20 protein-coding genes are annotated in these 19,140 nt (G+C 68.5%); 15 read left to right on the top strand and 5 right to left on the bottom strand.

The annotated features are described in order from the left end of the window. The first annotated feature begins 208 nt into the window (after positions 1-208). The gene (locus tag EV645_RS12070) at positions 209-598 is read left to right on the top strand and encodes a phosphoribosyltransferase family protein (protein ID WP_277877013.1); all 390 of its coding nucleotides are present in this window, start codon (positions 209-211) and stop codon (positions 596-598) included. Here EV645_RS12070 and EV645_RS12065 read toward each other — a convergent pair. Next, the gene (locus EV645_RS12065; protein WP_130442669.1) at positions 595-1,065 is read right to left on the bottom strand and encodes a GNAT family N-acetyltransferase; all 471 of its coding nucleotides are present in this window, start codon (positions 1,063-1,065) and stop codon (positions 595-597) included. The two genes, EV645_RS12070 and EV645_RS12065, sit on opposite strands and share 4 nt — an antisense overlap. A 231-nt stretch (positions 1,066-1,296) precedes the next feature. On the opposite strand from EV645_RS12065, the gene dnaK reads away from it, so the two are divergent. From dnaK to EV645_RS12040, 5 genes are all read left to right on the top strand, one after another. Then, complete coding sequence (gene dnaK, locus EV645_RS12060; RefSeq protein WP_130442667.1) at positions 1,297-3,156, top strand: molecular chaperone DnaK; 1,860 nt, start codon at positions 1,297-1,299, stop codon at positions 3,154-3,156. Next, positions 3,153-3,863, top strand: coding sequence for a nucleotide exchange factor GrpE (gene grpE, locus EV645_RS12055; RefSeq protein ID WP_130442665.1), 711 nt, complete (start codon positions 3,153-3,155; stop codon positions 3,861-3,863). Before dnaK ends, grpE begins: the two co-directional genes overlap by 4 nt. 27 nt (positions 3,864-3,890) lie before the next feature. Next, positions 3,891-5,063: a molecular chaperone DnaJ gene (gene dnaJ / locus EV645_RS12050; RefSeq protein WP_130442664.1), complete on the top strand. Its 1,173-nt coding sequence runs from the start codon at positions 3,891-3,893 to the stop codon at positions 5,061-5,063. Next, complete coding sequence (locus tag EV645_RS12045) at positions 5,063-5,518, top strand: heat shock protein transcriptional repressor HspR (protein ID WP_130442662.1); 456 nt, start codon at positions 5,063-5,065, stop codon at positions 5,516-5,518. The genes dnaJ and EV645_RS12045 overlap by 1 nt, the downstream gene beginning before the upstream one ends. Before the next feature lie 286 nt (positions 5,519-5,804). Next, positions 5,805-6,341, top strand: coding sequence for a GNAT family N-acetyltransferase (locus tag EV645_RS12040; RefSeq protein WP_130442660.1), 537 nt, complete (start codon positions 5,805-5,807; stop codon positions 6,339-6,341). On the opposite strand, the gene EV645_RS12035 is transcribed toward EV645_RS12040, so the two are convergent. Further along, positions 6,308-7,492, bottom strand: a complete 1,185-nt coding sequence (locus EV645_RS12035) for a glycosyltransferase 87 family protein (RefSeq protein ID WP_130442658.1) — start codon at positions 7,490-7,492, stop codon at positions 6,308-6,310. The two genes, EV645_RS12040 and EV645_RS12035, sit on opposite strands and share 34 nt — an antisense overlap. 169 nt (positions 7,493-7,661) lie before the next feature. Here EV645_RS12035 and EV645_RS12030 point away from each other — a divergent pair, with 169 nt between their 5' ends. The 3 genes from EV645_RS12030 (at position 7,662) to clpB (ending at position 12,964) form a co-directional block, all read left to right on the top strand. After that, entirely contained in the window at positions 7,662-9,569 is a 1,908-nt protein-coding gene (locus EV645_RS12030) for a sensor histidine kinase (RefSeq protein WP_242000402.1), read from the top strand. 29 nt (positions 9,570-9,598) lie between these two features. Beyond that, entirely contained in the window at positions 9,599-10,237 is a 639-nt protein-coding gene (locus EV645_RS12025; RefSeq protein ID WP_130443759.1) for a response regulator transcription factor, read from the top strand. A gap of 150 nt (positions 10,238-10,387) precedes the next feature. Continuing rightward, the gene (clpB, locus tag EV645_RS12020; RefSeq protein ID WP_130442655.1) at positions 10,388-12,964 is read left to right on the top strand and encodes an ATP-dependent chaperone ClpB; all 2,577 of its coding nucleotides are present in this window, start codon (positions 10,388-10,390) and stop codon (positions 12,962-12,964) included. Positions 12,965-13,003: 39 nt separating this feature from the next. On the opposite strand, the gene EV645_RS12015 is transcribed toward clpB, so the two are convergent. Then, positions 13,004-13,561 carry a dihydrofolate reductase family protein gene (locus tag EV645_RS12015; protein WP_130442653.1) on the bottom strand — a complete coding sequence of 186 codons (558 nt, stop codon included), beginning with the start codon at positions 13,559-13,561 and terminating at the stop codon, positions 13,004-13,006. A 60-nt stretch (positions 13,562-13,621) separates the two neighbouring features. Here EV645_RS12015 and EV645_RS12010 point away from each other — a divergent pair, with 60 nt between their 5' ends. The 5 genes from EV645_RS12010 (at position 13,622) to EV645_RS11990 (ending at position 15,754) form a co-directional block, all read left to right on the top strand. Next, positions 13,622-14,206 carry an ATP-binding protein gene (locus EV645_RS12010; protein WP_130442651.1) on the top strand — a complete coding sequence of 195 codons (585 nt, stop codon included), beginning with the start codon at positions 13,622-13,624 and terminating at the stop codon, positions 14,204-14,206. 46 nt (positions 14,207-14,252) lie between these two features. After that, on the top strand, positions 14,253-14,717 hold the full coding sequence (locus EV645_RS12005; protein WP_130442649.1) for a hypothetical protein: 465 nt from the start codon (positions 14,253-14,255) through the stop codon (positions 14,715-14,717). After that, a complete protein-coding gene (locus EV645_RS12000) occupies positions 14,717-15,067 on the top strand; it encodes an ArsC/Spx/MgsR family protein (protein ID WP_130442647.1) in 351 nt (116 codons plus the stop codon). Before EV645_RS12005 ends, EV645_RS12000 begins: the two co-directional genes overlap by 1 nt. A gap of 88 nt (positions 15,068-15,155) precedes the next feature. Further along, positions 15,156-15,371, top strand: a complete 216-nt coding sequence (locus EV645_RS11995) for a hypothetical protein (protein ID WP_130442645.1) — start codon at positions 15,156-15,158, stop codon at positions 15,369-15,371. Between the two features lie 29 nt (positions 15,372-15,400). Continuing rightward, entirely contained in the window at positions 15,401-15,754 is a 354-nt protein-coding gene (locus EV645_RS11990) for a hypothetical protein (protein ID WP_130442643.1), read from the top strand. Between the two features lie 130 nt (positions 15,755-15,884). On the opposite strand, the gene EV645_RS11985 is transcribed toward EV645_RS11990, so the two are convergent. Further along, positions 15,885-17,036, bottom strand: coding sequence for a pyridoxal phosphate-dependent aminotransferase (locus tag EV645_RS11985; protein WP_130442641.1), 1,152 nt, complete (start codon positions 17,034-17,036; stop codon positions 15,885-15,887). A 3-nt stretch (positions 17,037-17,039) separates the two neighbouring features. Continuing rightward, positions 17,040-17,471 (bottom strand): MarR family winged helix-turn-helix transcriptional regulator, encoded by a 432-nt coding sequence (locus tag EV645_RS11980; protein ID WP_130442639.1) that lies wholly within the window; start codon positions 17,469-17,471, stop codon positions 17,040-17,042. A gap of 112 nt (positions 17,472-17,583) precedes the next feature. Between EV645_RS11980 and EV645_RS11975 the strand changes: the two genes are divergently transcribed. Then, positions 17,584-19,140, top strand: a complete 1,557-nt coding sequence (locus tag EV645_RS11975; protein ID WP_198681554.1) for an MFS transporter — start codon at positions 17,584-17,586, stop codon at positions 19,138-19,140.

The following is a 19,140-nucleotide window of genomic DNA, read 5'->3' as shown; positions in this document are numbered from 1 at the left end:
GGGATCCGGCCCTCCCCAAATCCAAGTGCGCCACGGGGCCGGCGGGTGCCACGCTGGAGGTATGGACACCAGAGCGCGGTTGCGGGATGCCTTTCGGTGGCGGACGGATCGTGGGGTGTGAAGTAACTACGCCGATCTGACCGGCTGGTGGCGGGATGCCGAGCTGCTGCGTGAGCTTGGGCCGGCGCTTGCCGGGCTGTACGACGAGGTGCCGACCGTGGTGCTCGGGCCGGTGTCGCGGGGGTCGTTGGTCGGGGCGCTGACTGCTGCTGCGGTCGGGGTCGGGTTCGTGGAGATGCGGAAGGACGCGTGGCCGGCGACCGACAGCGACCGGTGGGTGATGTGCACCACAGGACCGGACTATCGGGATCGTCACGTCGTCTTCGGGTTCCGCCGGGATCTGATCCAGGGCGGAGACCGGGTGCTCCTGGTCGACGACTGGATCGACACCGGTGCCACCGCCCTGGCGGGTCGTGCATTGGTGGAGGCCTGCGGGGCGCGCTGGATCGGCGCGGCCTGCATCGTCGACGGGCTGACCGAGCCGCGGTTGCGGCACGAGCTGCCGGTCCGGGCGCTGCTCGACGTACGGCGGATCTAGTCGGCCAGTTCCTTGGTGAGGAGGAGGGCGGGGGTGCCGTCGGGGAGGTGTTGTTTGCCTATTTCGACGTAGCCGCGGGTGGTGTGGAAGGTCACACCGGCGTCGTCGAGGGGATGGGTGCGGACCCGGGCGACGGCGCGGTCGAACGGCTTGGCGGCGCGTTCGATGGCGCGGTAGACCTGTGAGCCGATGCCCTCGCGGCGGTGCTCGGTCGCGACGACGATCCGCTCGATCAGCAGGAAGCGGTTCGCGTACGTCTGGGTGAACCAGTCGAACTCGAGGCCGTCGTACGCCGAACCCGGGGTGAAGGTCAGCACGAAGCCGGCGGGCTTGCCGTCCAGGTCGATGATCGCGGCATGCGCGGCGATCAGCCGGAGCCAGTCGAGGCGGTCGGCGCCGAGGGGATCGACCAGCCCTGCGGCGGCGTTGTTCAGCGCGAGCACCGCGCCGTAGTCGGCGGGATTCATCGCGCGGAGTTTCACAGGGACAGGGTCGCACGGTAAACCTTTCCCCGGGAGGGGTCTCCCTGGCCGCACCCTGGCCCGGACCCCGAAATTCGGGCCCGCGCTTGGGAATGACCTGGGCGATGTGCAATGTTGAGTCCAGTGAACTCAAGTTTGTTGCGTCACGGATTTGAACCGAGGCGGACGAACGGGCAACATTGAGTCTGCATCACTCAACTTCGTGGAGGTAACAGAATGGCCCGCGCGGTCGGAATCGATCTCGGTACGACGAACTCCGTCATCGCCGTACTGGAAGGTGGCGAGCCCACCGTCATCCCCAACGCCGAGGGAGCGCGTACGACGCCCTCGGTGGTGGCTTTCGCCAAGAACGGCGAGGTCCTTGTCGGCGAGGTGGCGAAGCGCCAGGCCACCACGAACGTCGACCGCACCATCCGCTCCGTCAAGCGTCACATGGGCGAGAGCTGGAGCGTCGACATCGACGGCAAGAAGTTCACCCCCCAGCAGATCAGCGCGTTCGTGCTGCAGAAGCTGAAGCGGGACGCCGAGGCGTACCTCGGGGAGCAGGTCACCGATGCGGTCATCACCGTGCCGGCCTACTTCTCCGACGCGCAGCGCCAGGCGACCAAGGAGGCCGGCGAGATCGCGGGCCTGAAGGTGCACCGGATCGTCAACGAGCCGACCGCGGCCGCGCTCGCGTACGGCCTGGACAAGGGCACCGAGCAGACCATCCTGGTCTTCGACCTCGGTGGCGGCACGTTCGACGTGTCGCTGCTGGAGATCGGCGACGGCGTCTTCGAGGTGAAGGCGACCAGCGGTGACAACCACCTCGGCGGTGACGACTGGGACGCCCGGATCGTCCAGTGGCTGGTGACGCAGTTCAAGAACAAGAACGGCACCGACCTGTCCGGCGACAAGATGGCCATGCAGCGCCTCACCGAGGCTGCCGAGAAGGCCAAGATCGAGCTGTCCGCCGCGGCCGAGACCACGATCCACCTGCCGTACCTGAGCCTGACCGACTCCGGCCCGCTGCACCTGGAGGAGAAGCTCTCCCGGGCAGAGTTCCAGAAGATGAGCAACGACCTGCTCGAGCGCGCCCGCGCGCCGTTCAAGGCCGTCATCAAGGACGCCGGTATCGACGTGTCGAAGATCGACCACGTGATCCTGGTCGGCGGTTCGACCCGGATGCCCGCGGTGGCCGACCTGGTCAAGGAGCTGACCGGTGGCAAGGACCCGAACAAGGGCGTGAACCCGGACGAGGTCGTCGCGGTCGGCGCCTCCCTGCAGGCCGGTGTGCTGAAGGGTGAGGTCAAGGACGTCCTGCTGCTCGACGTGACCCCGCTGAGCCTGGGTATCGAGACCAAGGGCGGCGTGTTCACCAAGATCATCGAGCGCAACACCACGATCCCGACCAAGGGTTCGGAGATCTTCACCACGGCCGAGGACAACCAGCCGTCGGTGATGATCCAGGTCTACCAGGGCGAGCGCGAGATGGCCCGCGACAACAAGTCGCTCGGCAACTTCGAGCTGACCGGCCTGCCGCCGGCGCCGCGGAACGTGCCGCAGATCGAGGTCACCTTCGACATCGACGCGAACGGCATCGTGCACGTGAACGCCAAGGACCTGGCCACCGGCAAGGAGCAGCGGATGACGGTCACGGGCGGCTCCGCGCTGCCGAAGACCGATATCGACCAGATGGTCCGCGACGCCGAGCAGTACGCCGAGGAGGACCGGCAGCGCCGCGAGGCCGTCGAGAACCGGAACCAGGCCGAGAGCCTGGTCTACCAGACCGAGAAGTTCCTGCAGGAGAACGAGGACAAGGTCCCCGACGACGTCAAGACCGAGGTCAAGGACGCCACCGCGGAGCTGAAGAAGGCCCTCGAGGGTGACGACGCCGAGGCGATCAAGACCTCCTCGGAGAAGCTCGCCCAGTCCAGCCAGAAGATGGGCGCCGCGATGTACGCGAACGCCCAGGCCGCCGGCGGGTCCTCGGAGGAGACGACCTCCGACGAGAGCTCGACCAGCAACGACGACGACGTCGTCGACGCCGAGATCGTGGACGAGGACCGGCCGCAGGACAAGACGGAGGACAAGTGACGGATCGACCCACTGGCAGCGAGTTCGGCGACGGCGAGCCCGTCGTCCGGGACAAGCGCCGGATCGACCCGGACACCGGCGCGGCGCGGGAGACTGCGGATTCGTCCGCGGCTCCCGCGCCCGGCGCCCAGCCGGGTACGCCGGGCACCCCTGGCGCACAGCCGCCCCGGGACCCGTCCGACCTGGTCGGTCCGTCCGCCCAGGAGGCCCTGTTGACCGAAGCGCTCAAGGAGCGTACGGCGGACCTGCAGCGACTGCAGGCCGAGTACGTCAACTACAAGCGCCGCGTCGACCGGGACCGGGAGGCGTCGCGGGAGCTCGTGATCGGCTCGGTGCTGACCGAGCTGCTCGGGACGCTCGACGATGTCGGCCGGGCCCGCGAGGCAGGTGAGCTCGAGGGTGCGTTCAAGGCAGTCGCGGAATCGCTGGAGCGCGTCACCGAGAAGCTCGGCCTGGTGAAGTTCGGTGAGAAGGGTGACACCTTCGACCCGCGGATCCACGAGGCCCTGCTGCACAACTACTCCGACGAGGTCGACGGTCCGACCGCGACGATGATCATGCAACCGGGCTACCGGCTCGGCGAGCGGGTCCTGCGCGCGGCCCGGGTGGCCGTGTCGGAGCCGACCGAACAACTGCCGGCCGACGCGGCGAAGGCCGACGTACCGGCGGAGAGCACAGATGATGACGCGGACAGGTCCGCGGAGTAACGACCACGACGGGAGGGGAGGCGTCAGATGAGCACGAAGGACTGGCTCGAGAAGGACTTCTACAAGGTTCTCGGCGTCTCCAAGACCGCCGAGGCCGACGAGATCAAGAAGTCCTACCGCAAGCTGGCGCGCAAGTACCACCCCGACTCCAACGCCGGTGACGCGTCCGCGGAGGCCAAGTTCAAGGAGGTCTCCGAGGCGTACGACGTCGTCGGCGACCCGAAGAAGCGCAAGGAGTACGACGAGGCGCGCCGGCTGTTCGGCAGCGGCGGCTTCCGGATGCCGACCGGCAGCGGTCAAGGCGGCGGCGGGTTCAACTTCGACGTCGGCGACCTGTTCAACCGCGGCGGCTCCGGCAGCAGCGGCGGCGGGCTCGGCGACATCCTGGGCGGCATGTTCGGCGGTGGTGGCCAGCGCACGACCACCTCGACGACGGCCCGTCCGCGGCGCGGCCAGGACATCGAGACCGAGGCGACGATCGAGTTCGCCGAGGCCGTGAACGGTGTCACGGTCGGGCTCCGGATGACCAGCGACGCCCCGTGCCCGACCTGTCATGGGACGGGCGCGAAGTACGGCACGGTGCCGAAGGTCTGCCTGAAGTGCGAAGGCACGGGTATGCAGACCTCGGTGCAGGGCGGCGTGTTCGCCATGACCGAGCCGTGCACCGAGTGCAAGGGTCGTGGCCTGGTCGTCGACCAGCCGTGCGAGACCTGCCACGGCTCCGGCCGCGGCCAGTCGAGCAAGACCATGCAGGTCCGCATCCCCGCGGGCGTGCAGGACAACCAGCGGATCCGGCTCAAGGGCAAGGGCGCGGCCGGCGAACGAGGTGGCCCGGCGGGCGACCTCTACGTCACCGTGCACGTGAAGCCGCACCGGATCTTCGGCCGCCAGGGCGAGCACCTGACGCTGAACGTCCCCGTGAGTTTCACCGAGGCGGCGCTGGGTGCCGAGATCAAGGTTCCGACCCTGGACGGCCTGCCCGTCACGGTCCGGATCCCGGCCGGTACGGCGAACGGCAGCAAGCTGCGCGTCCGCGGCAAGGGATCGGTCCGGCGGGACGGAACCAAGGGAGATCTGCTCCTCACGCTCGAGGTGCAGGTTCCGCACGAGTTGACCGACGAGCAGAAGGAAAAGCTGCAGGAGTTCAACTCCGCGTCGGATCATCCTGATCTGCGGGCCGGGTTGTTCGGGAGTTCGTGATGGGTATCCCGTTCAGCCAGGTGCCGACCTGGGACGACCGCACCCCGATCTATGTGATCTCGGTCGCGGCCCAGCTGGCCGGCATGCATCCGCAGACGTTGCGCCAGTACGACCGGCTCGGCCTTGTGGTGCCGAGCCGGGCGTCCGGCCGCGGCCGGCGGTACTCGGCGTACGACGTGGCGAGGCTGCGCTATGTGCAGCACCTGTCCCAGGAAGAGGGCATCAACCTCGCGGGAATTCGCCACATCCTCGCGCTACAGTCGGAGGTGGAGGACCTGCGCCAGCGGGTCAACCAGCTTCTGGCCGAGGTCCAGCGCGGTGTCGGTGCCTCTCGGCGCACCGCCACCAGCCGGGTCTTCTCGGCCGGTCCAGCCGGCGACGTGATCGCCATGGGCCGGCAGCAGACCACGACACGATGGATCCGCACCCAGCCACTGGAACTCGGCTCGCGCTGATCCTTCACCCCGGGGGTTTTCACCAGACCACCGGAGGTACTCCGAAACCCACCCTCGGAGGCCTCCGGCTCCGGTGGAGGCCGTCGTTCCCCCGCGACGCCTCCACAGTCGAAGGCGCGTCATTCCCCCCGGCGCCCTTCGACCCCGCGGGGTGGTCCGTCATGGACCGCCCTGCGGCCTCTTCACCAAAGCCTCCGGCCGCACCGGCCGGGGGCTTTGCGTGCGTTCATCTGCCGGTCATCGCAGAACCTGTTGTCTGCGGCCACGGACCGCATACTCTGGCGAGGTGACGCTGAAGCTGGAGACGGACCGGCTGCTGATCCGGGACTGGGAGGAAGACGACGCCGACGCCGCGCTGGAGATCTTTGGCTCCGCCGACGTGGCGCCCTGGCTGTCACCGGCCATCGACAAGGTGCCGGATGCCGCGACCATGCGGTTGATCCTGCAGTCCTGGATCGAGGCCCAGCCGAACTTCGTGGTCCCGGCCGGCCGCTGGGCGGTCGCACGGCGCGACGACGGCGAGATCGTCGGCGCGCTGCTGATCCGGCTGCTCCCGCCGTACGAGGAGGATCTGGAGATCGGCTGGCAGCTGCGGCCGAACACCTGGGGCAACGGGTACGCGACCGAGGCGAGCCGCGGGCTGATGAGCTGGGCGTTCAAGGAGGGCGACGTCGACGAGCTGTTCGCGGTCGCCCGCCCGAACAACAAGCGCGCGATCGCGACCGCGACCCGCCTCGGCATGCAGTGGGTCGGCGAGACCGACAAGTACTACGACCTGAATCTGCAGGTCTACCGCATGCGGGCCTCCGAGTTCAGCGGCTGAGCCAGCCGGCCGCCCGCCATCAGCACCAGGGCGGAGATCAGGTACGCGTTCGCGACCACGGACTGCCACGCGTTGTAGTGGAACTCCTGGTCGTGCGCGAAGGGCAGCCACCACACGATCCCGGTGAGGAACACGCCGGTGATCAGCACCGACACGGCCGTCCGCCACGACCTGAGCGCGTCGCGGTGCGACCACATCACCGCGAGCCCGGGGACGATCCAGACCCAGTGGCCCGTCCACGAGATCGGTGAGACCAGGAGACCGGTGAAAGCGGTCGCGACGACTGCCTCAAACGGCTGGCCGCGATCGTGTAGCCGCCGCGCGAGCAGCAACCCCGCCACCCCGACGATGCTTGCCATCAGCAACCATAGCGGGACGGTCACGGCCGAGCCCTGTGTCAGCCGGGCGATCATTCCGCGCAGCGACTGGTTGCTGATGTAGTGCGCCGGCCCGGGGCGGTCCGGATCGAAGACGTACTTCGTCCAGAAGTCGGTCGTGGCTCGCGGCATCACCAGGTACGCCAGCACCATCGTGGCCGCCGTCGTACCGGCCGCGACCGCCGCCTCGCGGAAGCGCCTAGTGATCAGCAGGAACAGGATGAAGATGCCCGGCGTGAGTTTGATGCCGGTGGCAACACCCACCAGGACGCCGCGGAACCGGCGCGGCATCGGGCCGACCAGGTCGAGCATCAGCAGCGCCAGTAGGACCAGGTTGATCTGGCCGAGGCCGAAGGTCGACCACACCGGCTCGAACGCCAGTGCGGCGAACGCGATCACCAGGGCGGCGACCGGCCCCCACCGCAAGGCCTTCGCCGTGGTCCAGCCGATCACCAGCAGCGACACTGCCGACGCCAACGTGATCGCCACCCGGGCGAACGGCAGTCCGACCGCCAGCGGTGCGAACACCAGCGCGGCGAACGGCGGATAGGTGAACCCGAGACCCATGCCCGGGAAGTTGTGGTGCGCCGTGTAGATGTCCTGACCGTCGACGACCCCGCGGGCCGCCGCGAAGTACACCCTGAGGTCACCCATGTTCGCGTTCCAGGGGTGCCAGACCAGCAGACAGAGCACTGGCAATATCGTTGCCGCCAGCATCAGAACCGCGGTCGGCACCCGTCGCCGGACGCGTACCGCAACAAGGTCGATTGTCATGTCCTCGACGATCCCGGCGGCCACCGGTCCGGCACATCGCCGCTGAGAGCCAACCTGGGTCGCCGCTACGGGCGAGGCCGGAGCCGCCGGCGTTGCACTCAGGAATGACCCCGTGTCACTCCTGGGAGTGACGGCAGGCGGGGCGACCGGGTTCCACAATGGGGTGGTGATGCAACAACTCCGGCGGTGGCCGTCCACCTGGTTCAGGCTGCCGGCGACCGAAGCGCGGATCGCCTGGCCCGACGTCGTCCTGGCCCTGCTGGCCACTGCGGCGGTCCAGTTCTGGGTCGTCCAGCGCGCCGACTACTGGGCGCACGGTCCGCGCTGGCTGGTCGTCCTGGTCGCCTGGACCCCGTTGTTCATAGCGATCCGGAGGCTCGACCCGGCGCTGGCGCTCGCTGGGCTGATGGTCGGCGCGTATGGCATGTCGTTGCTGGCGGCCAGCGTCGCCTGGCCGATGCTGATCGGCGCCCTGCTCGCGGTCTGGTACCTGCCGAACCGCTGGGGCACCGGTACCGGCCTGATCCTCACAGTGCTGGTCGCCGGCCTGCCTGTCCTCGTCGACCTGGACCGCGGCGCCTTCGTGTACCGCGTCTACCCGGATGTCTTCCGGCATTACCAGGACGACTACGGCGGCGGCACCCTGCGCGGCATCACCCAGTCGTCCTGGGACCGGGTCGCGGCCCACCACTGGGCGTGGTGGATCTCGGCCCTCGTCGTACTCGCTGCGGCCGCGGCCCTGCTGGTCCGGCGTCGCCGCGGGGTCGTCCCGGTACGCCGTTCCGCCGGGCAGTGGACCGAGGACCTGCAGGCGGCCGCCCGTCCCCGGACCGAGGTATGGCCGGTCCAGGTACTGCTCGCGGTCGCGCTGACCTCGCCGGTGCTGATCGAGTTGTGGTGGGACCAGGAGAAGAACGGCAACTGGTGGACGGCGCCGGGCTGGATGCCGTGGGCGATCGCCTTCGCGCCGTTGACGCTGGTGGTCCGCCGGCGCTGGCCGGTCGTCCCGGTCGCCGTACTCGGGATCGCGTCGCTGATCTCGTACTGGCAGACGAACGAGGTCTGGACGCTGCTGTTCGCGCTCGCGATCGCCTTGTTCTCCCTCGGTACGGCGCCGCGCTCGCTGGCGTGGAGCATCCCGGGGGCAGTGCTGGTGCTGGCCGCGTTGCCCACGATCGCTGAGCTGATCAGGTACCCGCAGCTGATCCTGATCTTCCCGAAGGTCGGGCACCAGGACTTCTTCTGGGACAGCGACACCCAGCGGACGCGGAACAGCATCTACGAGGAGATGGTCGACCGGCAGTGGCCGCTGACCTGGTCGCTGATCCTGCTCGTGCCGTTGTGCGCGGGGATCGCGGTCCGGCTGTACCGGCGGAACCGCGAGTCGGCCCGGCGGGAGGCCGAGCTCGAGCGGGTGGCCGTCGAGCGCGAGGCCGAGCAGGTCGTGCTGACCGAGCGGTCGTTCATCGCGCGGGATCTGCACGACGTGGTCGCGCACGCGGTCAACCTGATGGTGATCCAGGCCGAGACCGGACCGGACCTGATCCGTCGCGGGGAGGCCGACGTACTGGCCGGGTTCCAGCGGATCGGGGATGCCGGGCGGCGGGCGTTGAGCGAGCTGGACCGGCTGCTGTCCGCGCTGCGCGACGAGGAAGGCATCCCGGACCCGCAACTGGCGCCGCAGCCTGGCCTTGGGGATCTGTCACAGTTGGTCACAGATGTGTCGGACGGTCACCTGCCGATCGCACTCGACGTGACGGGCGACCCCGACGGTCCACCGGAGGGGCAGCAACTGGCGGCGTACCGGTTGGTGCAGGAGGCACTGACCAACGTGGTCCGGCACGCGAAGGCCTCGGCCGCCCAGGTTCTGGTCCAGATCGAGGAGACGGGGGTGCGGGTCGAGGTGACCGACGACGGGAGCGGGTTCGACCTGGCGGTGGCCGCGCACGGCGGGCGGCACGGGCTGGCCGGGATGCGCGAGCGGGTCCGGATCGAGGGCGGCACGCTGGACATCCGCAGTACGCCGGGAGCCGGTACGACGGTCGCCGCGTGGTTCCCGGTAGGGGGCAACCGGTGACGGAGCTGCCGGACCGGCCGATCAAGGTGATGGTGGTCGACGACCAGGACCTGGTCCGGGACGGGATCGCGATGATCCTGGACGGCCAGCCGGATATCGAGGTGGTCGCGCAGGCCGTCGACGGCGCGGACGCGGTCCGGCAGGCGGCCGCGATCCTGGACCTGGCCGTCGTGCTGATGGATGTCCGGATGCCGGTGATGGACGGGATCGAGGCGACCCGGCGGCTGGCGGGCGGGCCGCGGGTGCTGATCCTGACCACGTTCGACCTGGACGAGTACGTGTACGACGCGCTGCGCGCCGGGGCCAGCGGGTTCCTGCTGAAGCGGTCGTCGCGGGACGAGCTGATCAACGCGGTCCGGGTGATCGCCGGCGGCGACGCGCTGCTCGCACCGCCGGTGACCCGGAGGCTGATCGACCGGTTCGCCGACAGCGGTCCGGCGCCTGCGGTCGCGGCCACCCTGGACGTGCTCACTGCCCGGGAGCGGGAGGTCCTGGAACTCGTTGCCAAGGGCAACTCGAATGCCGAGGTGGCCGACGAGCTGCAGCTGACCGAGCACACGGTGAAGACCCACGTCAGCCGGATCCTGGCCAAGTGCAACCTGCGGGACCGGGTGCAGGCGGTGATCCTGGCCTACGAGGCCGGCCTGGTGTCCGCGGGCCGCCGTTAGCCGTCAACTGTCTGTGATCGAGGGGTGGCGCCTGGTGGTGCCGCCCCTGACTCATCCCTGGGATTTTTCCAGAGTTGAGTGGAATGGACTCAAGTTTCGATAGGTTGTGTCTGGTGAGACCTGTTAGTTGAGCTGAAAGGCTGGAAATAGATGGACGTTCAGCGGTTGACGACGCTGGCCCGGGAAACCCTGTCGGTCGCGATCCGTCAGACCTCCGCGGCGGGCAACCCGACCGTGGAACCGATTCACCTGCTCTCCGCGCTGCTCGCGCAGCCTGAGGGGACGACGATCGGTCTGCTCGAGGCAGCCGGCGGCGACATCGACGTCGTGCGCCAGAAGACCGCCGCGCAGCTGAGCCGGCTCCCGAAGGCGAGCGGTGGCAGCGTGCAGGCGCCGAGCCTGTCGCCGAAGACCGGCGACGTGCTGAACCAGGCAGAGCAGCGGGCCCTCGGGCTCGGGGACGAGTACGTCTCCACCGAGCACCTGTTGATCGCGCTCGCGACCGTCGAGGGTGCGGCCCAGACCGCGCTCGGCGTGACTGCGGACGCGCTGTTGCAGGCGTTCGACCAGATGCGGGGCAACCGCCGGATCACCTCCCCGGAGGCTGAAGGCACCACCAAGACCTTGGAGAAGTACGGCGTCGACCTGACCGAGCGGGCCAGGGAAGGCAAGCTCGACCCGGTGATCGGCCGTGACTCCGAGATCCGGCGTGTGGTCCAGGTGCTGTCCCGTCGTACCAAGAACAACCCTGTGTTGATCGGTGAGCCCGGTGTCGGCAAGACCGCCGTCGTCGAGGGGCTGGCCCAGCGGATCGTGGCCGGTGATGTGCCCGAGTCGCTGCGTGGCCGCCGGCTGATCAGCCTGGACCTCGGTGCGATGGTCGCCGGTGCGAAGTACCGCGGTGAGTTCGAGGAGCGCTTGAAGGCGGTGCTGACCGAGATCAAGGAGTCTGACGGTCAGGTCATCACGTTCATCGACGAGCTGCACACCGTCGTCGGCGCCGGTGCATCCGGCGAGGGCGCGATGGACGCCGGCAACATGCTGAAGCCGATGCTGGCCCGCGGTGAGCTCCGGATGATCGGTGCCACGACGCTGGACGAGTACCGGACGCGGATCGAGAAGGACCCGGCGCTGGAGCGTCGCTTCCAGCAGGTGTTCGTGGGCGAGCCGTCGGTCGAGGACTCGATCGCGATCCTGCGCGGTCTGAAGGAGCGGTACGAGGCGCACCACAAGGTCGCCATCTCCGACTCGGCATTGGTTGCCGCGGCCACGTTGTCGCATCGCTACATCTCTGGCCGCCAGCTTCCCGATAAGGCGATCGACCTGGTCGACGAGGCCGCGTCCCGGCTGCGGATGGAGATCGACTCCTCCCCGGTCGAGATCGACTCGCTCCGTCGTACCGTCGACCGGCTGAAGATGGAGGAGCTCGCGCTGTCCCGCGAGGCGGACCCGTCGTCGCAGGAGCGGCTGGAGCGGCTGCGCGCCGACCTCGCCGACCGCGAGGAGGAGCTGCGAGCCCTCGAAGCCCGCTGGGACCGCGAGAAGTCCGGCCTGAACCGGGTCGGTGAGGTCAAGGAGCGCATCGACGAGCTGCGCGGCCAGGCCGAGCGCGCCCAGCGCGACGGCGACCTGGAGACCGCGGCCCGGATCCTGTACGGCGAGATTCCCGAGCTCACCAAGGAGCTGGAGAAGGCGTCCGAGGAGGACGAGGTCGTCGAGGGCCCCGAGGCCATGGTCAACGAGGAGGTCGGTCCGACCGAGATCGCAGAGGTGATCGCGATGTGGACCGGGATCCCGACCGGGCGGCTGCTCGAGGGCGAGACCGGCAAGTTGCTCCGGATGGAGGACGAGCTTGGTCACCGGCTGATCGGTCAGCGCGAGGCGGTCAAGGCCGTCAGCGACGCCGTACGGCGGGCGCGGGCCGGCATCTCCGACCCGGACCGGCCGACTGGTTCGTTCCTGTTCCTCGGGCCGACCGGTGTTGGTAAGACCGAGCTGGCGAAGGCGCTTGCGGACTTCCTGTTCGACGACGAGCGGGCGATGGTCCGGATCGACATGTCGGAGTACGGCGAGAAGCACAGCGTCGCGCGGCTGGTCGGCGCCCCGCCCGGCTATGTCGGGTACGAAGAGGGCGGCCAGCTCACCGAGGCAGTGCGGCGGCGTCCGTACTCGGTGATCCTGCTGGACGAGGTCGAGAAGGCGCACCCTGAGGTCTTCGACATCCTGCTGCAGGTGCTGGACGACGGTCGGCTGACCGACGGCCAGGGTCGTACTGTCGACTTCCGCAACGTGATCCTGATCCTCACCAGCAACCTGGGTTCGGCGTACCTGGCCGATATGTCGCTGGACGACAAGGCCAAGCGGGACCAGGTGATGGCGGTCGTGCGGCAGTCGTTCAAGCCGGAGTTCATCAACCGGCTGGACGAGATCGTGCTGTTCGACGCGCTCGGCAGCGAGGAGCTGACGAAGATCGTGGCCCTGCAGATCGCCGCGCTGCAGCGGCGGCTGGTCGACCGGCGGATCACGCTCGAGGTGGACGACGGCGCGATGGAGTGGCTGGCGATGACCGGGTACGACCCGGTGTACGGCGCTCGCCCGCTGCGCCGGCTGGTCCAGTCCGCGATCGGTGACGAGCTGGCTCGCGGCTTGCTCGACGGCTCGATTCGCGACGGCGAGACCGTCAAGGTCACGCTCAACGAAGCCAAGGACGCCCTCGAGGTGTCCTGACGGAAACGGGGCCCGGTCTTCATGACCGGGCCCCGTTTCTCATGTCCGGTAGGTCAGGATCGTCACGCCGTTGTCCAACGCGGTGTGGCTGTCGAGCGTGAGCTTCGTGGTCGGCGTGCCGTCCACGAACAGCTTCGAACCCGTCCCGAGCAGGACCGGGTGCACCATGAGGTCGAGCTCGTCGACCAGGTCGTTCTCGAGCAGGCTGCGGAACAGGGTCGGGTTGCCGTACATGATGATGTCGCCGCCGTCCTGCTCCTTGAGCTGCTTCAGGGCGGCGATCGCATCGCCTTCGAGGAGCGTGGCATTCCAGGTCAGGTCGCCCTTGAGGGTGCTGGAGGCAACCAACTTCGGCAGGCTCCGCAGCCGGTCGGCGTACGGTCCCTCGGCGTTGCCCCACGCGGCCGCGAACATCTCATAGGTACGACGTCCGCAGAGGAAGTAGTCGCATCCCGCGAGCTTCTCGATCGACAGCCGCACGGACTCCTCCCCGAAGTACGGCAATGCCCATCCGCCGTACGACGTACCGCTGTAGCCGCCTGGATCCTCGGCGACCCCGTCGAGCGTCACCAGTGCCGAGGCGATGATCTTGCGCATATCTCTTCCTTTCGGGTCTTTACTCTTTAGACCAGCCGGGCACGCGAAAGGAATCGGAAAGTGACGCACTGGGTGAACACCACGCACGACTGGGCAGCCTCCGTCGACCGGGATCATCTGGGCGCCATCCGCGCTGACGTCGAGCGGTACGCGCCTGGCGGCGTACTGCATCTGGTGCTCGAGGTGCTCGCCTACGCCGACGACGAGGCTGAGTCCGCCGGGCAGCGCGGCCAGTGCACCGTCACGCTGCACGAGGACGGCTCGATCTCGATCGCCGACAACGGGCGCGGGACCGACACGCGCGTCGACGACCACGGGAACGTGGTGAAGAAGCCGGTCATGGCGACGAAGGACCTCCGGTTCTTCGACGACCCTGCCGCCCCGTCGCTACCGGATGGCCATCCGCGGCGCGGGATGTCCGTTGTCGCCGCGCTCAGCGACTGGCTGATCCACACCAACCGCCGTACGAACGGGTCGTGGACGCAGCGTTACGAGCACGGCATTCCAGTGACTGGCCTCGAGCCGGTCGCCTCCGACGGGACGACGGGTACGACGGTGCACTTCCTGTGTGACCTGCCGTACGCGGACGTCACGCCGTACCTGGGCTTCTCCCATCTCGATGTTGCCGTGGTGCGGCTTGGGTGATCTGGCAGGATCGGGGAGGGGGCAGGTGGAAGGAACATCGGAACGAATGAGTGAGCAGCGCGGCAACCTGCCGGGCGAGGAGCGACCAGGACCGTACAGCGGTCTGTTCGGTGCGGCTCCGGACACGTACGGCTATCAGCTGACTCCGCCCAAGCAGGTCACGATCGCCTCGGTGATCGCGATCGGTCTCGGCGTGATGTGCCTGCTGCTCGCGATCCTCACGCTCACCTCGGCCGGCGACCAGATCTCCGAAGTACTGACCGGCTCCCGCGGCAACGCACCGGTTGCGGTCGCGGCGGCGATGATCTGCGCGTTCATCTACCTGGTCCCCGCCCTCTACCTCCGCAAACGACGCCGCTGGTCGCGCTACATGCTGATCGCAGTCGCGGCCATGGGCATCGCCGCCGGCGTGATGGCCCTACCCGCCAGCATCCTCGGCCTCGCGATCCACGTAACCCTCCTGATCCTGATGCTCCAACGCCCCACCAAACTCTGGTTCGGGAGGCCCTAGTGGAGATCTGGATCAACCCCGCCTGCTCCAAATGCCGAGCAGCCACCGCGGCCTTCGACGAGGCCGGCATCCCCTACACCGTCCGCCGCTACCTCGACGACCCACCCACCGCCCAGGAACTCACCGAGCTCCTGGCCCGCCTCAACCTAGAACCCTGGGACCTCATCCGCCCCAACGAACCCGAGGCCGAACCGCTCCGCACAGTCCCCCGAGACGCCTCCCACCGCACCACCTGGATCGAGGCGATGACCACCCACCCCATCCTCATCCAACGCCCCATAATCACCGCCGCCGACAACACCACCGCCATAGCCCGAGACCCCGAAACCCTCTCAAAATTCCTCCCCTGACCAATCTGCCCCGCCCTGCCCCGCAATGCCCCACGACACCTGTGGATGACGACTGCGGTCAGCCTTGCATTTCCGGAAGAATCCGGTGGTGCCCAGTTCATCCACCTCAGAGTCCACCCTGAGTGCCTGGATCGACGAGTCCGTCATAGTCGGCAACGATCAGCATCCGGGGACCTACACGCTCGCCGCGGTCGTCACCGACGATGCCGCGGTCGCGAGTCTCAGAGCGGAGCGCCGGATGCTGACGCAGCGAAGGGTTGTGCGTCTGCACTGGGTCGCGGAGTCGGCCAAGCGGAGGATGTAATCGCCGAAACTGTCGCGGGCCTCGGTCTCGTGGCGATTGTTGTGGTCGGCAGTCCGGTTCACAGACAGAAGCAGGAGCGGGCGCGGCGATGCGGCCTGGAATACCTGTTCTACGAACTGGATCAGCTGGGAGTTGGCCAGGTTTGGCTGGAGTCGCGAGCCTCGGCACAGGACAAGCGGGACCTGAGCCTGGTCGACAGCGCTCGGGACAAGGGGTTGTTGTCGCGCACAACCACCGTCGGCTTCGCACGTCCGCTCCAGGAACCGATGCTCTGGCTTCCGGATGCGGTTGCCGGGGCGGTGACGGCGGCCAACCTGGGCGAGCCAAGATGGCTGCTCGCCCTGTCCGAGACGGTTGCCGTCCATCACTTGCCGGTCCGCTAGAAACGCGAAAGCTGGGCCCCATCATCCGGTGGGAATCCCAGCCTCACTTCTCTCCAAGCAGCACCTGGTGAGCTGATCCGATTATGGCACATCGTCGGTCTGACTGTCGTGGCCCATCCACAGTCAGGGCTCAGAGTTTCTGTAGGCGGTTGAGGGCTTCTTGGAGGACTTCGGGTTGTTTGCAGAAGGCCCAGCGGACCAGGGGGCGGCCGGGGGTGGGGTTGTCGTAGAAGACTTGGTGGGGGATGGCTACTACGCCGGTTTTCTCGGGGAGCATGCGGCAGAAGGTGATGCCGTCGGTGTGGCCGAGGGGGCGGATGTCGGTGGTGATGAAGTAGGTGCCGGCGGGGCGGTGGACCTCGAAGCCGAGGTCGGCGAGGCCGTCGGCGAGGAGGTCGCGGCGGGACTGGAGGTCGGCGCGGAGGGCGTCGAAGTAGTCGTTGCCTAGGGCAAGCGCATTGGCGACGGCGGGCTGGAACGGGGCGCCGGAGGTGAAGGTGAGGAACTGCTTGGCGGTCGTGACGGCGGTGACTATCTCCGGAGAGCCGGTCACCCACCCGATCTTCCAGCCGGTGACGGCGAAGGTCTTGCCGGCGCTGCTGATCGATACGGTGCGGTCCGCCATGCCGTCGTACGACGCGAGCGGCCGGTGCTGGTGGCCGTCGTACACCAGGTGTTCGTAGACCTCGTCGGTGATGACGACAAGGTCGTGCTCGACCGCCAGCGAGCTGATGCCCCGGAGCTCGTCGTCGGTCAGCACAGTGCCGGTCGGGTTGTGCGGGGAGTTGATCAGCAGGACCTTCGTCCGCGGCGTCACCGCGGCCCGCAGCTCGTCCAGATCCAGCCGGTACGACGGTGCGCGCAACGTCACCGGCACACGGTGTCCGCCCGCGAAGGCGATGCCGGCCGCGTACGAGTCGTAGTACGGCTCGAGGGCGATCACCTCGTCGCCCGGCTCTACGAACGCGAGCAGCGCCGCCGCGACCGCCTCGGTGGCGCCGGTGGTGACCAGGACCTGCGTGTCCGGGTCGTACGCGAGGTCGTAGAAACGCTTCTGATGATCCGCGATCGCCTGCCGCAGCGCGGGTACGCCGCGAGCCGGCGGGTACTGGTTCGCGCCCGCGCGGATCGCCGCGATCGCGTCCTCGAGCAACGAGTCCGGCCCGTCACGGTCCGGGAAGCCCTGGCCGAGGTTGACCGACCCGGTCGCCACCGCGAGCGCGGACATCTCGGCGAAGATCGTCGTACCCAGCCCGTCCAACCGCTCAGCATGTGCTCGCATTCGTCAACCTTCGACGGCGGTGACCATGTGCGCAAGCCAGGCGCGCGCGGCTGAGCGGTCGGCCGCGGTGAACGACGCCTCGAGCTCGTCTTCGACCTTGCGGATCGCCGGGGTCGCTTCGTCGAGTCGGCGGGCTCCGGCGTCGGTCAGGTGGACCTGCTGGGTACGCCGGTCCTTCGGGTTCGGCCTGCGCTCGATCAGGCCGGCCCGCTCCATCCCGGTGATCAGCTCGTTGGCGGACTGCCGCGTGGTGCCGACCACCCGGCCGACGTCGGCGATGGTCAGGCCGGGATCCTTCCGCACGCAGAGCAGCGTCCCGTACTGCTGCACCGACAGCCCGTGCTCTTCGAGCGCCTCGGCGAGCACGGAGCGCATGCTCAGCCAGGCGTGCCGGACGAGGAACGTCACGCAGCCGTCGTCGCCATAGGAGTCCATGCTCCCCATTCTGCCCGGGTCCGTGAGCGGACACGAAAAGGAGATTGACAGGTTCCTGTCAATCGAGGATGATCGAGATCTCGTCAGGGTCCTGACAATTATAGGAGACTTCGTGTCCTCGATCGACCTCATCCCCGAGCGGCGGCAACGCCGCATCCTCGCCATCCTGGTCGTCTCGGCCGTCCTGATCTGGATCGACTCGACCGTTCTCGGTATCGCTCTCGAACGCCTGGCCGACCCCGTCGACGGCCTCGGCGCCACACCCGGCCAACTCCAGTGGGCCGTCGGCATCTATTCACTGCTCTTCGCCACCGCCTTGTTCCTGGCCGGTGCTCTCGGTGACCGCTTCGGCCACCGCACCATCCTCATGCTCGGTCTGCTGGTCTTCGGCGGCGCCTCGGCCTGGGCCGCCTGGGCCACCGGACCGGTCGCGCTCGTCCTGGCCCGCGCCGCGATGGGCCTCGGCGGCGCGCTGATCATGCCGACGTCGATGGCGATCATCGGCTGGACCTTTCCGGCGGAACGCCGGGCCGGCGCGATCGCGATCTGGGGCTCGTCGGCCGGTGTCGGCGTCGCCGTCGGACCGGTGCTCGGCGGCCTGCTGATCGACCACTTCTGGTGGGGCTCGGTCTTCACCATCAATCTGCCGATCGTCGCGTTCGGCCTGGTCGGCGCCGCACTCGTCCTGCCGAACCCGCGAAGCCCACAGCGCCGCCGGCTCGATCCGCTCGGCCTCGGCCTGTCCACCCTCGGCCTGCTCGGCCTCTCGTACGGGCTGATCGAAGGTGGTCACCAGGGCGGCTGGAACCGCTGGCAGGTGTGGGCGAGCATCGCGGCCGGACTCGTCCTGCTCGCCGGATTCGTCTTCTCCGAGTGGCGGGAGCGGGAGCCGAGCTTCGACCCGCGCCTGTTCCGCAACCGCCGGTTCGCGGCCGGCAACTTCACCCTGGCGGTCGTGTTCCTCCTGCTGACCGGTCAGAGCTTCTACCTCGCGTTCTACCTGCAGGGCGCCCGCGGGATGAGCGCGCTGTCGGCCGGCCTGATGTCGTTGCCTGCAGCAAGTGGTGTCATCGTCGGCTCGCAGTTGGGTTCGAGGCTGGCAGCCCGGTTCGGCGTGGCCAAGGTCTCCGGTACGGCGGTGTTCGTGCTGGCTGCGTGCTCCTCGCTGAACCTGCTCTACGACGTCGACACCTCGCTGGTGTGGGTCGGTGTCGTCGGCGCACTCGTTGGTCTGTCCATCGGTATGACCACGGCGCCGACCACGACCGCCGTACTGGCGACCCTTCCGCTCGATCGCATGGGCGCCGGATCGGCCGTCAACAACGTCCTTCGCCAGGTCGGCAGCGTGCTCGGCGTCGCCATTCTCGGCACGATCGTGTCGTCGACGTATCAGCATCGGATCGCGCCGTCGCTCGTCGGCCTCCCGGATGCCGCCGGTACGTCGGCCGAGGCGACCCGGCACGTGGCTGGCACACTCGGCCGCCCCGAGCTGGTGAAGGCCGCGAACGACGCGTTCATCCACGCCATGCACGTCGCGGCCCTGGTCGGTGCCGGCATCGTCCTGGTCGGTGCTGTCGTCCTCGTGCTCGCGTTCCGGATGCCCACGCCATCACAATCGCCGGCGCCCCGGCCCGGCGAGCGTGAGCCCGCCGACGCCGGCCGATTGTGA

This window comes from Kribbella rubisoli (genome assembly GCF_004217145.1).
Lineage (GTDB): Bacteria > Actinomycetota > Actinomycetes > Propionibacteriales > Kribbellaceae > Kribbella > Kribbella rubisoli.
Note: the sequence above shows the minus strand (reverse complement) of the source record. Positions and strands in the feature narration are given on the sequence as shown.

Excerpts from the sequence above, each read along its gene's own strand:
- EV645_RS12065 (WP_130442669.1), bottom strand. The coding sequence starts at position 1,065 with ATGAATCCCGCCGACTACGGCGCGGTGCTCGCGCTGAACAACGCCGCC.
- dnaK (WP_130442667.1), top strand. The coding sequence starts at position 1,297 with ATGGCCCGCGCGGTCGGAATCGATCTCGGTACGACGAACTCCGTCATC.
- dnaJ (WP_130442664.1), top strand. The coding sequence starts at position 3,891 with ATGAGCACGAAGGACTGGCTCGAGAAGGACTTCTACAAGGTTCTCGGC.
- EV645_RS12045 (WP_130442662.1), top strand. The coding sequence starts at position 5,063 with ATGGGTATCCCGTTCAGCCAGGTGCCGACCTGGGACGACCGCACCCCG.
- EV645_RS12035 (WP_130442658.1), bottom strand. The coding sequence starts at position 7,492 with ATGACAATCGACCTTGTTGCGGTACGCGTCCGGCGACGGGTGCCGACC.
- EV645_RS12030 (WP_242000402.1), top strand. The coding sequence starts at position 7,662 with ATGCAACAACTCCGGCGGTGGCCGTCCACCTGGTTCAGGCTGCCGGCG.
- EV645_RS12025 (WP_130443759.1), top strand. The coding sequence starts at position 9,599 with ATGGTGGTCGACGACCAGGACCTGGTCCGGGACGGGATCGCGATGATC.
- clpB (WP_130442655.1), top strand. The coding sequence starts at position 10,388 with ATGGACGTTCAGCGGTTGACGACGCTGGCCCGGGAAACCCTGTCGGTC.
- EV645_RS12015 (WP_130442653.1), bottom strand. The coding sequence starts at position 13,561 with ATGCGCAAGATCATCGCCTCGGCACTGGTGACGCTCGACGGGGTCGCC.
- EV645_RS12005 (WP_130442649.1), top strand. The coding sequence starts at position 14,253 with ATGAGTGAGCAGCGCGGCAACCTGCCGGGCGAGGAGCGACCAGGACCG.
- EV645_RS11985 (WP_130442641.1), bottom strand. The coding sequence starts at position 17,036 with ATGCGAGCACATGCTGAGCGGTTGGACGGGCTGGGTACGACGATCTTC.
- EV645_RS11980 (WP_130442639.1), bottom strand. The coding sequence starts at position 17,471 with ATGGACTCCTATGGCGACGACGGCTGCGTGACGTTCCTCGTCCGGCAC.